The following is a 14,979-nucleotide window of genomic DNA, read 5'->3' as shown; positions in this document are numbered from 1 at the left end:
CGCACGGCCGATCGACCCCACGAGACCGGAGACGCCATGTCCGCCCCGCCGACCAAGCCGACCAGGCCGACCAACTGGGCCGGGAACGTCGAGTTCGCCGCCCGGACCCTGCACCGCCCGGCGACGACGGACCGGCTGCGCGAGATCGTCGCGGCCTCCGACCGCGTACGGGTGCTGGGCTCGGGCCACTCCTTCAACCGGATCGCCGACACCACCGGCGATCTGATCACCCTCGACGACCTGCCCCGCACCATCGAGGCGGACCCGGCCTCCGGCACCGTCCGCGTCGCCGGCGCGGTCCGGTTCGGCGAGCTGTGCCCGGTGCTGCGGCGGCACGGGCTCGCCCTGCCGAACCTGCCGTCCACCCCGCACTTCACCCTCGCCGGGGCGTACGCCACCGGCACCCACGGCTCGGGGCACACCGGCGGCACGCTGGCCGCCGCCGTACGGTCGGTGGAACTGGTCGCGGCGGACGGCTCCCGGGTCACCGTCTCGCGCGGCGACGCCGGCTTCGAGGGGACCGTGGTCTCGCTCGGCGCCCTGGGCGCGGTCACCGCCCTGACCCTCGACGCGTGCCCGGCGTTCGAGGTGGAGCAGTACGTGTACGAGGGTCTGCCCTGGGATGTGCTGACACAGCGCCCGGAAGAGGTGTTCGGCGCCGCGTACAGCGTCAGCGTCTTCACCGACTGGACCGGCCCCGCACGGGTGTGGGCCAAGCGCCGCACCGTTGATCCGCTGCCCGACCTCGCCCGGACCGGCGCCCGCCCCGCCGACGGCCCCCGTCACCCGATCGAGGGGATGCCGACGGAGAACGCCACCGAGCAGCAGGGCGTGCCCGGGCCCTGGGAGGAGCGGCTGCCGCACTTCCGCTCCGGGTTCATGCCCAGCGCCGGGGACGAGCTCCAGTCGGAGTACTTCGTGCCGGCCGGCCGCGCGGGCGAGGCCTTCGCGGCACTGCGGGAGCTCGGGCCGCTGCTCGCCCCCGTGCTGCAGGTCTCCGAGATACGCACCGTGGCCGCCGATCCCCAGTGGCTCAGCCCCGCCCACGGCCGCGACAGCGTCGCCCTCCACTTCACCTGGACGTCCGACGCCGCCGCCGTCGCCCCCGTGCTGCTCCGCGTCGAGAAGGCGCTCGCGCCCTTCGACGCGCGCCCCCACTGGGGGAAGCTCTCGTCCGCGGACCCGGAGGCGCTGAACGCCTCGTACGCACGCTGGGGGGACTTCCGGGCACTGCTGGACCGCTTCGATCCGGCGGGCGTGTTCCGCAACGAGCTGATCGACCGCTGGTTCCCCCGCGGCAGGTAGCCGACGGCCGACGGGGAATCGGCGGGCGACCGGACGCCGGGAGGGGGCGGCGGCCGGGGGAACGGTGTCCCCTGTTCCCGGGATCGGAGGGGTTTGGCCCCGGCGGGCGGGCGGATCACTTCCCCCAAAACGGGCCAGTTGTGCCGGGAACATTCCCTCAGCGCCCTCCAGTCGCTACCTTCCCTTCCACCACGTCCGTAACCCGGACAGGCAATCCCCCACGCCGAACAGCCCGTCCCAGCTGTCCGCACCGGAAGGATCCTCCCGTGCACGCACCTCTCTCCAGAGGCAGGAAGCGCAGAATCATCGCGGCCACCGCCGTCGCGTCCCTCGCCACCCCCCTGCTGCTCGCCGCGACCGCCACCTCCGCCGTGGCCAAGCCCGACCCCGGCAAGCAGGGCGAGAAGCTGGCGAAGCAGCTGGTCAAGAAGGCCGATGCGGACGGCGCCATGAAGCACCTGCGGGCCTTCCAGGCGATCGCCGATGCCAAGAACGACAACCGCGCCGCCGGCTCCGCCGGCTACGACTGGTCCGCGAAGTACGCCGGCACCCTGCTCAAGCTCGCCGGCTACGAGGTCACCTACCAGAACTTCGACTTCGTCTACCGCGAGACGCTCGCGGAGAGGCTGTCGGTCCTGAGCCCCACTCAGCGCGACGTCCCCGTCAAGCTGATGACGTACACCGCGAGCACCCCCGAGGGCGGCATCGAGGCCGCTCTCGCGGCCGTGCCCGTGGACGCCGACGGCACCACCGGCTGCGAGGCCGGGGACTTCGCCTCCGGCGACTTCACCGGCAAGATCGCCCTGATCCAGCGCGGCGGCTGCACCTTCGCCGACAAGCAGGCCAACGCCGCCGACGCCGGCGCGGTCGGCGCGATCATCTACAACAACACCGACGGGGACCTCAACGGCACCCTCGGCGACGCCTCCGCCGGCCGCATCCCCACCGGCGGCATCACCCAGGAGGCCGGCGAGGCGCTGGCGGCCGACGTCGCCCGGGGCACCGTCACGGCCAACATGGAGATCCGCGAGTTCCACGAGACCCGCTCCACGCCCAACGTCATCGCCGAGACCCGCGGCGGCGACGAGGACAACGTGGTGATGTTCGGCGCCCACCTGGACTCCGTCGCCGACGGCCCGGGCATCAACGACAACGCCTCCGGCTCCGCCGGCATCCTGGAGGCCGCCCTCGAACTCGCCAAGGCCGACCGCAAGGGCAAGCACGCCAACAAGGTGCGCTTCGCGCTGTGGTCCGCCGAGGAGGTGGGTCTGCAGGGCTCCGAGCACTACGTGACCAGCCTGCCCGAGGCCGAGCGCGAGAAGATCGCCCTCTACCTCAACTTCGACATGATCGCCTCGCCGAACTACGGCCTGTTCGTCTACGACGGCGACGACTCCGACGGCGTCGGCGCCGGTCCGGGCCCCGAGGGATCGGCGCAGATCGAGCACGCGATCAACACCTTCATGCGCTCGCAGGGCGAGGAGCCGCGCGGCACCGACTTCACCGGCCGCTCCGACTACGGCCCGTTCATCGAGGCCGGCATCCCCTCCGGCGGCACCTTCACCGGCGCCGAGGGCATCAAGAGCGAGGAGGAGGCCGCTCTGTGGGGCGGCAAGGCCGGCGTCGCGTACGACAAGTGCTACCACCAGGCGTGCGACGACCTGGGCAACGTCAGCAAGAAGGCGCTCGGCGTCAACGTCGACGTGATCGCGAACGCCGTCGGCAACTACGCCTGGGACACCTCCTCCCTCACCGAGGACGTGCCCTTCGAGCCCACCAAGGGCACCGCGGGCAGCGGTGGCGGTCTGCACGACCACGACCACGACCACGGCCTGACCTCCTGAGGCCCTGGCCTTCTGGGGCCCCGGTCTCCTGAGGCTCCGGTCTCCTGAGGCTCCGACGGCCCGACGCTCCACGGACGTACGGCCGTGACGGCACCCCACCGCGGGCGCCGGGGCACAAGCCCCGGCGCCCGCGGCGCTCTGTGCGCCGCGGGCGCGGAGGCGCGCCGGCCCGTGGCCGCCCGCACCCCGGAGCCGGAACACGCCCCGACCCTCCGCCGGAAGGCTGTGTCCCCCGCCGCCGGGCCGGTAGGCTTTCCGTGTGATCTTCAAGCGAATCGGAAACGGACGGCCGTACCCCGACCACGGCCGGGAGAGCACCCGCCAGTGGGCGGATGTAGCCCCACGCCCGGTGCGTCTTGACCAGCTCGTCACCACCAAGGGGCAGCTCGACCTGGAGACCCTGCTCGCCGAGGACTCCACCTTCTACGGCGATCTGTTCGCCCACGTCGTGAAGTGGAACGGGGACCTCTATCTGGAGGACGGCCTCCACCGCGCCGTGCGCGCCGCCCTCCAGCAGCGGCAGGTACTGCACGCCCGGGTGCTCGAACTCGACTGACGCCCGCCGCCGTCTCCCGGTCCACCGATCGATCCGCCGACGCCCACCGGCACCCGCTGACGTCCCGGGCCCCGCCCCGCGGGACGCGTTGGCCCTTTCGGGGCCGACTGCGGTGCGCGCATTGATCGTTTAGTAGGCATTACGCCGTCTCCGCACTACGCTGCGCCCATGAGCATGCTCACTCCCCCCGGCATGGGCGGCAAGTACCGCATCACGGGTGACAGCTACCCGCGGATGCGGCGCCCGCGCAGGCGCCGCAGGATCGTCGTCGCCTCGGTCGCGGCGACCGCCGCCCTCGGTGTGCTCTCCTGGGGGACGGTGCAGCTCCTCGACGTGTTCACGGGCGGCGGCACCACGGTGCGGGCGGCCGGCGAAGGCGGCGAGTGCGAGCCGGCCGACGACGGCGCGAAGGGCGGCTCGAGCGCCGCCGCGGCGCGCTCCGCCGGGGACTCCGCCGCCTCACCCGACGCCCTGCCGAAGCCGTCCGCCATCACCGTCAACGTCTACAACGCCACCACCCGCGGCGGACTGGCCAGGAAGACCGCGGACGCGCTGGAGAAGCGCGGTTTCACCATCGGCGAGGTGGCCAACGCCCCGGCCTCCCTCGACAAGAAGGTGAAGAAGGCCGGGCTGCTGATGGGCCCGCCCGCCGCGTACGGGAACGGCGCGTTCGACGTCCTGCTCACTCAGCTGCCCGGGGCCGAGGTCAGGGCGGTCGAGCGCAAGGCCTCCGGGGACGCCGGGAAGGCCGGGGACGGGAAGAAGAGCGCCGCGGAGAGGGAGATCGACCTGGTCATCGGCAAGGCGTTCAAGGCCCTGGCCGAGGAGAAGGACGTGCGCAAGGCCATGGCGGCCCTGGCCTCCCCCTCCCCCTCACCCTCTCCCTCGAACTGCCGGTAGGCGCCACGGCGGACGGGTACGGCGACCGGGTCAGCCGGCCGTCCCGTACATCCGGTCGCCCGCGTCGCCCAGACCGGGGACGATGTACCCGTCCTCGTTGAGCCGCTCGTCGACCGAGGCGGTCACCACCGTCACCGGCGTGCCCGCCAGCTCGCGCTCCATCAGCTCCACGCCCTCGGGCGCCGCCAGCAGGCAGAGCGCCGTGACGTCGTCGGCGCCGCGCCGGATCAGCTCCCGGATCGCCGCCACCAGCGTGCCGCCGGTCGCCAGCATCGGGTCCAGGACGTACACCTGGCGCCCGGAGAGGTCGTCGGGCATCCGGGTGGCGTACGTGGACGCCTGGAGGGTGCGCTCGTCGCGGATCATGCCCAGGAAGCCCACCTCGGCGGTCGGCAGCAGCCGCACCATCCCGTCGAGCATTCCCAGCCCGGCGCGGAGGATCGGCACCACCAGGGGGCGCGGGTGGGACAGCCGCACGCCCGTGGTGGCGGTCACCGGGGTCCGGATGCCGACCGTCTCGGTGCGCACGTCCCGGGTGGCCTCGTAGGCGAGCAGGGTCACCAGCTCGTCGGCGAGGCGCCGGAAGGTCGGGGAGTCGGTGCGCTCGTCGCGCAGCGTGGTGAGTTTGTGCGCCACCAGCGGGTGGTCGACGACGTGAATCCGCATGCCATCGACAGTAGCCGAGCCGCTTTCCCGGCTCGCACTGGCGTACAGGCGCCATTTCGGGGGACAGTGAACAGGTACGACCGGAGGTGGGCCGTATGACCGGACCGAGGCAGCAGCACGACGACACCCCCGACGACCGTCGGGCGCTCATACGCGAGGACCAGCGAGGCCAGGACCAGGACCGGCGGGACCAGGACCGGCGGGGCCAGGGCCGGCGGGACCGCCGGGGGCCCGGGGAGCGCCGCGCGGGCGCCCGGACCGCCGGTGGCTCCGCGGCCCAGGTAGCCCGGACGGCCCAGACGGCCCAGGACGACGACGCGGAGCGCCGCCGCCGCCGGGCGGTCTTCCTGCGCGAACTGAACGAGGCCAAGGCGCTGCGCGAACGGGTGCAACCGCGCCGCGCCCGCGCCGCACGCATGCGCCAGGCGATGCGGATGAGGACATTTCGCTGGTAGTCCGGCGCAACACCCACGCGACGCACGGTCGAAGACCTCTCGCTCGGCGCCGGTTTCTGCCACGATTCCGATTGGGCGGGGCGCGGTCCCGTCAGCACTCGGGCACCTGAAACCAGTGGGAGAGTCACGGTGTACTTCGCCGCACTGCTCGCGCGCACCGAAGACGGCTGGGAAGCGAGCGACACGGAACTCGACGAGGTCGAGACCCTGGCCGATCTCGCCGACCTGGCCCGGGAGGCCGCCGAGGACGATGAGCCGGTCCTGGTCTGCATCGAACAGGAGGGCGTCTGGTTCGGCGTCGTCCGGGTGGAGGGCGAGGAGGACCCCCGCATCTTCGTCTCGGACGCGGCCGCGGCCGCACGCAGCTCCTACGGGGAGATCCTGCTCACCGACGAACTCCTCGGCCGCGAACCGGGTGGCGAGGAGGATCTCGACCTCCTCGTGGACCTCGACGGCACGGAGGACGGCGAGCCGCCGAGCGACACGGAGGACGACGAGGACGAGGGGGGCGTGTCCGCGCAGGCCGCCGGCGCCGCCCCGGCGGGACCGGTCGGCGACGTCGAGCTGCTGGCCGACTTCGGCGTGGATGGCACCGCCCTGCTCTCGCTGACCTCCGAGGACGCGCTGACCGAGATCGCCGACGCGCTCGGCTGCACCGACATGCTGGAGGCAGTCCGGTAGCCGCCCGGCCGCACCTGACGCCCTTCCCCCTCTCGTAAGCCGCACCGGCCCCGTGTGTCCCATGCGTCATGCGGGGTCCCGCCGTCGCGCCCGCCCGCCGTACGCGGGGCCGGGGCGGGCGGGGACACTGGGCGCATGAGCGTTCCGCCCGACCCCCAGGTCCCTTCCCCGGACTCCCCGGACTCTCCGGAGCCCCCGGATCCCCGGGGCAGCGGGCGTTCCCCGGACGAGGCGGCCGACCCGCTGCGCGACCCGTGGCGGGCGGCGATGCGCCGTGCCCTGGCCGAGGCCGCACGGGCTCCCGGGACCGGTGACGTGCCCGTCGGCGCGGTCGTCCTGGGCCCCGGCGGCGCGGTCCTGGGGCTCGGCCGCAACGAGCGCGAGGCGACCGGCGACCCCACGGCGCACGCGGAGGTCGTGGCGATCCGCGAGGCCGCTCGGGCGGTCGGCGAGTGGCGGCTGTCGGGCTGCACCCTGGTGGTGACGCTGGAGCCGTGCACGATGTGCGCGGGCGCGATCGTGCTGTCCCGGCTGGAGAGGGTCGTCTACGGGGCGGTGGACGAGAAGGCGGGCGCGGCGGGCTCCCTGTGGGACGTCGTGCGCGACCGCCGGCTCAACCACCGGCCCGAGGTGGTCTCCGGGGTGCTGGCGCGGGAGTGCGGAGCCCTGCTCACCGACTTCTTCCGCACGCCCCCGGGCACTCCTTCCCGCACCGCTCCCCGGCCGCCGCAGGGGGCCGCGGAGGGCCGGGAGGGTACTTCCCCGGGAACCGATTTCGGCGCACGCCCGACCATGGGCTAGGCTCTCTCCCGGTAGCGTGTCCGAGCGGCCGAAGGAGCTCGCCTCGAAAGCGAGTGTGGGGGCAACTCCACCGTGGGTTCAAATCCCACCGCTACCGCGGCAGTCGAAGGGCCTCCTCCCCGAGGAGGCCCTTCGCCGTGCTCCGTCCGCTCCACCCCGGCGCGGACGGGACCACTCGCGCGACCCCTGGGAGCGCCGGTCGCCGCCGGTTAGACTCTCGCGACCGCTCGGGCGGTCCTGTGTTCGGGGACGCCCGGGATGTTCGGGGATGTTCGGGGAGAGGCAAGCACCGTGAACGTGAAGAAGGCCGTGCTCTACGTACTCCTCGTCTTCGTCCTGTACTCGATCATCGCCTCCCCCGACCGCTCCACCGAACTCGTCGGCATCGGCTTCGAGGCCATATCCAGCGCCGCGAAGAGCGTCGGAGCCTTCATGTCCGAACTGGTGAACTGAACGGGCCGGACCTCGCGCGCACCACCGTCGCGAGCACCGTCGTCACAAGCGCCGCCCGCCGTCCCGCGGCCGCCCCCCGGACGGCCGTCCGCCGTGCGCGCACCGCAACAACACGAAGTTATGCGGTGCTTGCCCACGGTGCATATACCTTGTGATGCTATGACCGCTTTCGCCGGATGGAACAACCGTGAAGGGGTTGGACGAACGGTGGCGGTCACGCAGACCCTTCCCCGGACCCCGACCGGGGCAGCCCCCAGCCGTCGGAGCGCGGAGACCCGCGCCCTGACCCAGGTGCTCTTCGAGCGGCTCTCCGGGCTGGAGGCCGGCTCCGCCGAGCACGAACGGGTGCGCGGGGCCCTCATCGAGGCCAACCTCCCCCTCGTCCGCTACGTCGCCGCCCGCTTCCGCAGCCGCAACGAGCCGATGGAGGACATCGTCCAGGTCGGCACCATCGGCCTGATCAACGCCATCGACCGCTTCGACCCCGGCCGGGGGGTGCAGTTCCCCACCTTCGCGATGCCGACGATCATCGGCGAGATCCGGCGCTACTTCCGCGACAACGTCCGCACCGTGCACGTGCCGCGCCGGCTGCACGAGATGTGGGTGCAGGTCAGCGGCGCGACGGAGGACCTGACCGTGCTGCACGGCCGCTCGCCCACCACCGCCGAGATCGCCGAGCGGCTGCGGATCGCCGAGGAGGACGTCCTGGCCTGCCTGGAGGCCGGGCGCGCCTACCGCGCCACGTCCCTGGAGGCCGCCCAGGAGCGCGAGGACGGCATGCCCGGGCTGATCGACCGGCTCGGCTACGAGGACCCGGCCCTGGACGGCGTGGAGCACCGCGATCTGGTGCGGCACCTGCTCGTCCAGCTCCCCGAGCGGGAGCAGCGGATCCTGCTGCTGCGTTACTACCGGAACCTGACGCAGTCGCAGATCAGCGCGGAGCTGGGGGTGTCGCAGATGCACGTGTCCCGGCTGCTGTCCCGGAGCTTCGCCCGGCTCCGTGCCGCAAACTCCATCGACGCGTAACCCCCGCGGGGGACACCCGTACGGGCGCATCCCCATCCCGAACTGTGCAGTTTTATCGATAAGGGGCTACGTCGTGTTGCTGACTTGTGACATTCTGCGAGAAGTGCGTTTGCCGCGACGGCGCCGCCGGTATTGACCGGGAGGTGCCTCCCTCACACCCGAGGGCGCCGCCGCGATCCGTCCGCGACCTCAAGGGGGTGGCATGTCCGTAGAACTGGGCAGCTCGAAGGTGCTCGCCGAGCCCGACACCAAGGCCGACGACGCACCGTACGTTCCCTCAGACTGCGACGCCATCGACACCCGGACCCTCTCCCGCTCCCTGTTCCAGCGGCTCGCCGCGCTCGACGCCGACAGCCCTGAACGCGTCTACGTCCGAGACACCCTCATCGAGCTGAACCTCCCGCTCGTGCGGTACGCGGCGGCCCGCTTCCGCAGCCGCAACGAGCCGATGGAGGACATCGTCCAGGTCGGCACCATCGGCCTGATCAAGGCCATCGACCGCTTCGACTGCGAACGGGGCGTGGAGTTCCCGACGTTCGCGATGCCGACGGTCGTCGGCGAGATCAAGCGCTTCTTCCGGGACACCTCCTGGTCGGTGCGCGTCCCCCGGCGCCTGCAGGAGCTGCGGCTGGCGCTCACCAAGGCCGGCGACGAGCTGTCGCAGAAGCTCGACCGCTCCCCGACGGTGGCCGAACTGGCCGCCGCCCTCGGGGTGTCCGAGGAGGACGTGGTGGACGGGCTGGCGGTGGGCAACGCCTACACCGCCAGTTCCCTGGACTCCCCCGCCCCGGAGGAGGAGGGCGGCGAGGGCTCCCTCGCGGACCGGCTGGGGTACGAGGACAGCGCGCTGGAGGGCGTGGAGTACCGCGAGTCGCTCAAGCCGCTGCTCGCCAAACTCCCGCCGCGCGAACGGCAGATCATCATGCTGCGCTTCTTCGGGAACATGACGCAGTCGCAGATCGGCGAGCGGGTCGGCATCTCCCAGATGCACGTCTCGCGGCTGCTGACCCGTACTCTCGCCCAGCTCAGAGAGGGCCTGATCTCGGAGGAGTGACGGCCCGCGCGAGGAACGGCGTGTGAACGCGGGCAGCCGCCGGGACGGTGTGAGACCGTCCCGGCGGCTGCCCGCGTTCACGGAAGCGGCGCGGGTGGAGCGGGGCCGCCCGCACCCACCCCGGACCGCTCAGGAGAGGGCGAACCAGACGACCGCCGCGATGACCGCCACGACCGCGGCGATCCCCACGATCAGACCGACCCTGGGGCCGGAGGACTGCGTCGCGGCGGGCGGACGCGGCCCCTCCTCGTCGACGAAGGCGCGGAACATCTGGGTGCTGCCGGCCGGGTCGTGGCCGCCTGCCGGACCCTGGGGTGCATGAGGGTTGTGAGCCATGCCTCCGGACCCTAGCGAACAGGCCGGTCGCCGGTCACCCCCGGTCACGTCCCCGACCCGCACGCACGGCGGCCACAGCGGGGCTTGGCGCGGGGCACACCCTTTCTTGGGGAACTGTTTGCCCCACTCGCGTCCGAATTCATTTGCTTGGGGCAACCAATGAACATACGCTTGCATTGAGCAACGATCTCTGCGGACATGAGGAGGAGGACCCGGGTGACGTCACACACCCCCTACGAGGACCTGGCCCGGGAACTCGGCTCCGTCGGCGCCGTCCGGCGCGAGCTGGCCCGCAACCTGCCGCACGACTGCCCGCCCGCGCCGGCCGTCGTACTGACCCTGCTGGGGCGGCACGGTGAGATGCGGATGACACGGCTCGCCGACCTGATGGCCATCGACATGTCCGTCACCAGCCGCCACGTCGCGTACGCCGTCGAGCGCGGCTGGGTCGACCGCCGCCCCGACCCCCTCGACGGCCGCGTCCGGCTGCTGAGGCTGACCGGAAGCGGCCGGGAGATGCTGGCCGAGATGCACCGCCGTACCAGCGAGACGCTCGCGCACCTCCTCGGCGGCTGGCCGGAGGAGGACGTGGCCCGTCTCACCGAGCTGCTGGCGAGACTGCGGGCGAGCTTCGGCGACTGCGGCTGCGGCTGCCGCACCGCCCCCCGCGGCGCCCGCCCCCTCCCACCGCACCGCACGGCCGCCGCACAGGGCTGACCGGCCGCACCCCCGGCACACTCCGAGCACCGCACGTACCGCCGGGCCCGCACCGCCGAGGCCCGCACCGCCGTGCCCGGGCGCACAGCCGTCCGGACCGCAGACCCACGGCGTGCCGTGACACGCCGCCCGACGCCGGAAGAGACACGGAAAGCAAGGAGCGCATGGCAACGTCCACCCCTTCGGAGGCGCTCAAGGGCGAGAACGCCCGCACCTCCCCAGGCGCCGAACAGGTGCCCATGACGCACCGCCAGATCATGGAGGCGCTGTCCGGGCTGCTGCTCGGCATGTTCGTCTCCGTCCTGTCCTCGACGGTCGTCTCCAACGCCCTTCCCCGGATCATCTCTGACCTGGGCGGCGGCCAGAGCGCGTACACCTGGGTGGTCACGGCGGCGCTGCTGACCATGACCGCCTCCACTCCGCTGTGGGGCAAGCTCGCCGACCTCTACAGCAAGAAGCTGCTGGTGCAGTCGGCGCTGGTGCTCTTCGTCCTGGCCTCCGCCGGAGCCGGCCTGGCCCAGGACACCGGCACCCTGATCGCCTTCCGGGCGGTGCAGGGCCTGGGCGCGGGCGGTCTGGCCGCACTGTCCCAGATCATCATCGCCGCGATGATCCCCCCGCGTGAGCGCGGCCGCTACAGCGGCTACCTGGGCGCCACCTTCGCCGTCGCCACCGTCGGCGGGCCGCTGCTCGGCGGCGTGATCACCGACACCTCCTGGCTCGGCTGGCGCTGGTGCTTCTACGTCGGCGTGCCCTTCGCCGTCCTCGCCCTGATCGTGCTCCAGAAGACGCTGCACCTGCCCGTGGTGAAGCGGGAGAACGTGAAGGTGGACTGGCTGGGCGCCTCCTTCGTCACCGCCGCCGTCTCCCTGCTGCTGATATGGGTGACGCTGGCCGGAAACAGCTACGGCTGGCTGTCCTGGCAGACGTACACGATGGTCGGCGCCTCGCTCCTGCTGACTCTGGCCTTCGTCGTCACCGAGTCGCGCGCCGCCGAGCCGATCATCCCGCTGGGGCTGTTCCGCAACCGCACGATCACGCTCACCGCGCTGGCCTCGCTCTTCGTCGGCATCGCGATGTTCGGCGCGACCGTCTTCCTCAGCCAGTACTTCCAGCTCGCCCGCGGCGAGTCGCCCACGATGTCCGGTGTGCTGACCATCCCGATGATCGGCGGCCTGTTCGTCTCCTCCACCGTCTCCGGCCTGGTCATCACCCGCACCGGCCGCTGGAAGGCGTGGCTGGTGGTCGGCGCCGTCCTGCTGACGGCCGGGCTCGGCCTGCTGGGCACGATGCGGTACGACACCCCGTACTGGCGGATCGCGGTCTTCATGGCGCTGCTGGGCGCCGGCGTCGGCATGATGATGCAGAACCTCGTCCTGGCCACCCAGAACCAGGTCGCCCTCTCCGAGCTGGGCGCGGCCAGCTCCGTACTCGCCTTCTTCCGCTCCCTCGGCGGCGCGGTCGGCGTCTCGGTGCTGGGCGCGGTGCTCGCCCACCGCATCACCGACTACGTCACCGACGGCATGATGAGGCTGGGCATCCGGCCCGAGGGCGCCACCGGCGGCAGCGGCAGCGCCATCCCGGATCTGGACACCCTCCCAGGCCCGGTCCGCACGGTCGTCGAGAGCGCGTACGGCCACGGTGTGGCCGACATCTACCTCTACGCCGCGCCGATGGCGGTGATCGCGCTGCTGCTGGTGCTGTTCGTCAAGGAGGTGCCGCTGCGCACCCGGCTCGACGAGCAGACCGACGCCGGAAAGCAGGAGCGGCAGCCGACCGCGGCCACCGCCGCCGGCCCCGGCCACTCCGCCTGACCCCGCCGCCCCACACCCCACACCCCACACCCCACAGGGCCGGAACCGCATCCGCGGTCCCGGCCCTGCTCGGTACGCCGTGGCCGAACGCGGCAACCCGCATCGCTTCCCTCGGAAACCTCCTACGAGGATTCGAAACCTTGGGACACGGTCCGTAAGCGACTGGAAACATGGAGCGCGCAACGGCTGAGGCCGTGATGCCCGCTCTTAACCGCATCGCACGGGAAGCGCACCGCCACATGGAACTCGGCAACGGACTCAATCTGCGCGCAGGCCGCACCTACCTACCCAGGCAGGGAGAGACCTGCTCAAAGGTCTTCTCCCCCGGTTTCGCAGCCGAATGGACTCTGGAGATACCCGGACGCCCTGACCTGACCATTCATGACACCCGCTGGGACAACGGCGAGCGAGATGTCGTCCTCCAGCAGCCGCCTCTTCTGCCCGAAATGCCCGCAGCCCTTGTCAACCTGCACGGTCGCCTGCGCGCGGGCATCGAACCTGGACCCTCTGGCCGGATGCGCATCATGGCGTACTTGGCCCTTCCCTCACCCAACGGGCGACGGCCAAGCCTGAAGAAGGCCCTGACCACGGCGGCTCTAGTCGACGGATGCGGTGCGCGCGCCCTACGCATGCTGATCGCGCGTCCCGGTGTGACGCTCGATCCCCCTTTCGACCTCAGGAAACCGCAAGACAAGGAAACCTTCCAACACGCCATCCACTTCCCGGAGGACGACGCGGAGACGCCGGTTGCGGCCTACGTCCTCACCCGCACTGTGCCGGTCCTGCGACACAGCGGCTGGCTGCTGGAGAGTAATTCCTGAGGAACCTCATCAAGCTGCGGGAGCCGTGTGACCAAGGCGGCTCCGCCTTGGTCACACACGGCAGACGCGCAGGATCCGATGTTTCCCGTGAAACATCGCGGTACGACAAATCCCCGTTCCGGGCGAAAGACTGCCTCCCGGTGGGCTACCGCAGACCCACGCCGCCACGGCTCCAACACATAGGTGAGAGGCCCCACCGTGTCCGGCGGGGCCTCTCACCTGCTGCGCGCTCGGCAGGATTCGAACCTGCAACCTTCTGATCCGTAGTCAGATGCTCTATCCGTTAAGCTACGAGCGCTTGGCTTCCCGGCTGTCCTCTCGCCGGTCGGCGTTGCGGGAACAACATTACATGACCTCCGCCCAGAGGCGAAATCCATTCGGTCAACCCCACCTGACCTGCACAGACGCCCTGCAGAGGGCGCTCGTGACCCCAGCCGCGGGCCCGCCGGCGGCCCTGGAACGGAGGAAGCCCCGGCCGCACGGGCCGGGGCTTCGGTGATCGTGATGATCGAAGCGGAGGCTGAGGGATTTGAACCCTCGATGGGCTTTAAGGCCCAAACCGCATTAGCAGTGCGGCGCCATAGACCAGACTAGGCGAAGCCTCCCCACGCGCCGCGTCGCCGCGACGTGTGTGCTGATGATGTCACAGCCCGGGGGCTGTCTCCAATCGGAGCCTACGTTACCCGGCTGGCGGGTCCTGCGGCAAAGGGCTTTGCCCCTGGTGGCGGCACAGGTGGTGCGGCGGGCGGGTGGAGGTGCGCAACGGCGTGCGCGGTGGCGCGTTGGAAGGGGGAGGGAAGAACCCGCAGTCGTGCGGGTCCGCCCGCACCACACCTTCGCAGGAGCCGCCATGCCGCGCCGCCATACCGCCGCAGTCCTCGCCGGGGCCGCCGTACTCGCCACCGTGCTCACCCCCGCCTCCGCCGCCTCCGACCCCGCCGCCGCGCCGGCCTCCGCACGCCCCTGGCCCGCGCCCATGCCCGAGCCCGTCATGCCGACCGCCCGGCAGGACCAGCTCACCATCACCGTCTCCACCTCCCCCGACGGCGTCGCGGCACCGCACACGGCGCCGCGCGGGGTACGCGGGGGCGGGGCTCCGACCAGGCGGACGCACACCCTCGACTGCCACCCCGCCGGAGGCAGCCACCCCGACGCCATCGCCGCCTGCGACGCCGTCGACCGGGCCTCCCAGGGACCGCACGACCCCTGGCGGCCCGTCCCCGCGGACGCGATGTGCGCCCAGATCCACGGCGGCCCGGCCACCGCCCGCATCACCGGGGTGTGGCGCGGGCAGCGGGTGGACGCCTCGTTCCGGCGTACGGACGGCTGCGAGATCGCCCGCTGGGACGCCCTCGTGCCCGCCCTCCCCGGCCCGGAGGATCTCAGGGAGGAACCCGCGGCGGAATCCCCGGCGGAACCGGTGAAGTGACGGACCTCATACGCGGGCCCGCCCCGGGCCCGCGTTCTCCCCACCCTCCCCACGCATCCGCCGTCGCTTCCGCCACCGCTGGCCGTAGACTTCCCCTCAAGTGGCACGCGCGGGAGAGCGG

The 14,979-nt window shown here is 72.0% G+C and carries 16 protein-coding genes and 3 tRNA genes; 15 read left to right on the top strand and 4 right to left on the bottom strand.

The features are described 5' to 3' along the window. Positions 1–36 precede the first annotated feature (36 nt). From ACW69E_RS02850 to ACW69E_RS02835, 4 genes are all read left to right on the top strand, one after another. A complete protein-coding gene (locus ACW69E_RS02850; protein ID WP_457496564.1) occupies positions 37–1,305 on the top strand; it encodes an FAD-binding protein in 1,269 nt (422 codons plus the stop codon). A 266-nt stretch (positions 1,306–1,571) separates the two neighbouring features. Further along, positions 1,572–3,149, top strand: a complete 1,578-nt coding sequence (locus ACW69E_RS02845; protein ID WP_457496563.1) for a M20/M25/M40 family metallo-hydrolase — start codon at positions 1,572–1,574, stop codon at positions 3,147–3,149. A gap of 259 nt (positions 3,150–3,408) precedes the next feature. After that, the gene (locus ACW69E_RS02840) at positions 3,409–3,705 is read left to right on the top strand and encodes a type II toxin-antitoxin system VapB family antitoxin (protein ID WP_031508611.1); all 297 of its coding nucleotides are present in this window, start codon (positions 3,409–3,411) and stop codon (positions 3,703–3,705) included. Between the two features lie 168 nt (positions 3,706–3,873). Continuing rightward, positions 3,874–4,605: a LytR C-terminal domain-containing protein gene (locus ACW69E_RS02835; protein ID WP_457496562.1), complete on the top strand. Its 732-nt coding sequence runs from the start codon at positions 3,874–3,876 to the stop codon at positions 4,603–4,605. Positions 4,606–4,635: 30 nt separating this feature from the next. Here the strand turns inward: ACW69E_RS02835 and upp are convergent, their stop codons facing one another. After that, on the bottom strand, positions 4,636–5,271 hold the full coding sequence (upp, locus tag ACW69E_RS02830; RefSeq protein WP_206347456.1) for a uracil phosphoribosyltransferase: 636 nt from the start codon (positions 5,269–5,271) through the stop codon (positions 4,636–4,638). Positions 5,272–5,420: 149 nt separating this feature from the next. On the opposite strand from upp, the gene ACW69E_RS02825 reads away from it, so the two are divergent. The 7 genes from ACW69E_RS02825 (at position 5,421) to ACW69E_RS02795 (ending at position 9,741) form a co-directional block, all read left to right on the top strand. Next, a complete protein-coding gene (locus ACW69E_RS02825) occupies positions 5,421–5,726 on the top strand; it encodes a hypothetical protein (RefSeq protein ID WP_457496733.1) in 306 nt (101 codons plus the stop codon). A 129-nt stretch (positions 5,727–5,855) separates the two neighbouring features. Then, positions 5,856–6,407, top strand: coding sequence for a tRNA adenosine deaminase-associated protein (locus ACW69E_RS02820; RefSeq protein WP_457496561.1), 552 nt, complete (start codon positions 5,856–5,858; stop codon positions 6,405–6,407). Positions 6,408–6,674: 267 nt separating this feature from the next. Further along, positions 6,675–7,208, top strand: a complete 534-nt coding sequence (gene tadA / locus ACW69E_RS02815; protein ID WP_457496732.1) for a tRNA adenosine(34) deaminase TadA — start codon at positions 6,675–6,677, stop codon at positions 7,206–7,208. A 10-nt stretch (positions 7,209–7,218) separates the two neighbouring features. Continuing rightward, a tRNA-Ser gene (locus ACW69E_RS02810) sits at positions 7,219–7,305 on the top strand. A gap of 161 nt (positions 7,306–7,466) precedes the next feature. Next, on the top strand, positions 7,467–7,661 hold the full coding sequence (locus ACW69E_RS02805; protein ID WP_457496560.1) for a hypothetical protein: 195 nt from the start codon (positions 7,467–7,469) through the stop codon (positions 7,659–7,661). A gap of 120 nt (positions 7,662–7,781) precedes the next feature. Continuing rightward, positions 7,782–8,687 (top strand): RNA polymerase sigma factor SigF, encoded by a 906-nt coding sequence (locus ACW69E_RS02800; protein WP_457496559.1) that lies wholly within the window; start codon positions 7,782–7,784, stop codon positions 8,685–8,687. 202 nt (positions 8,688–8,889) lie between these two features. Beyond that, positions 8,890–9,741, top strand: a complete 852-nt coding sequence (locus tag ACW69E_RS02795; protein ID WP_093657309.1) for an RNA polymerase sigma factor SigF — start codon at positions 8,890–8,892, stop codon at positions 9,739–9,741. 129 nt (positions 9,742–9,870) lie between these two features. On the opposite strand, the gene ACW69E_RS02790 is transcribed toward ACW69E_RS02795, so the two are convergent. Next, the gene (locus ACW69E_RS02790) at positions 9,871–10,077 is read right to left on the bottom strand and encodes a hypothetical protein (protein WP_457496558.1); all 207 of its coding nucleotides are present in this window, start codon (positions 10,075–10,077) and stop codon (positions 9,871–9,873) included. A 216-nt stretch (positions 10,078–10,293) separates the two neighbouring features. Between ACW69E_RS02790 and ACW69E_RS02785 the strand changes: the two genes are divergently transcribed. The 3 genes from ACW69E_RS02785 (at position 10,294) to ACW69E_RS02775 (ending at position 13,429) form a co-directional block, all read left to right on the top strand. Next, positions 10,294–10,794 (top strand): MarR family winged helix-turn-helix transcriptional regulator, encoded by a 501-nt coding sequence (locus tag ACW69E_RS02785; RefSeq protein ID WP_457496557.1) that lies wholly within the window; start codon positions 10,294–10,296, stop codon positions 10,792–10,794. A gap of 164 nt (positions 10,795–10,958) precedes the next feature. Then, on the top strand, positions 10,959–12,608 hold the full coding sequence (locus tag ACW69E_RS02780; protein ID WP_457496556.1) for an MDR family MFS transporter: 1,650 nt from the start codon (positions 10,959–10,961) through the stop codon (positions 12,606–12,608). Between the two features lie 170 nt (positions 12,609–12,778). Then, entirely contained in the window at positions 12,779–13,429 is a 651-nt protein-coding gene (locus tag ACW69E_RS02775) for a hypothetical protein (RefSeq protein ID WP_457496555.1), read from the top strand. A gap of 225 nt (positions 13,430–13,654) precedes the next feature. Here the strand turns inward: ACW69E_RS02775 and ACW69E_RS02770 are convergent. Together ACW69E_RS02770 and ACW69E_RS02765 are read right to left on the bottom strand one after the other, a co-directional pair. Continuing rightward, positions 13,655–13,727: transfer RNA gene (locus ACW69E_RS02770), tRNA-Arg, on the bottom strand. 216 nt (positions 13,728–13,943) lie between these two features. Then, a tRNA-Ser gene (locus ACW69E_RS02765) sits at positions 13,944–14,034 on the bottom strand. 245 nt (positions 14,035–14,279) lie between these two features. On the opposite strand from ACW69E_RS02765, the gene ACW69E_RS02760 reads away from it, so the two are divergent. After that, positions 14,280–14,858 carry an SSI family serine proteinase inhibitor gene (locus ACW69E_RS02760; RefSeq protein WP_457496554.1) on the top strand — a complete coding sequence of 193 codons (579 nt, stop codon included), beginning with the start codon at positions 14,280–14,282 and terminating at the stop codon, positions 14,856–14,858. The last annotated feature ends 121 nt before the right edge of the window (positions 14,859–14,979 follow it).

The sequence above is a fragment of the Streptomyces sp. SS8 genome, assembly GCF_054072955.1.
The sequence above is the reverse complement of the archived record's forward strand: the minus strand, read 5'-3'. Positions and strand labels throughout refer to the sequence as shown.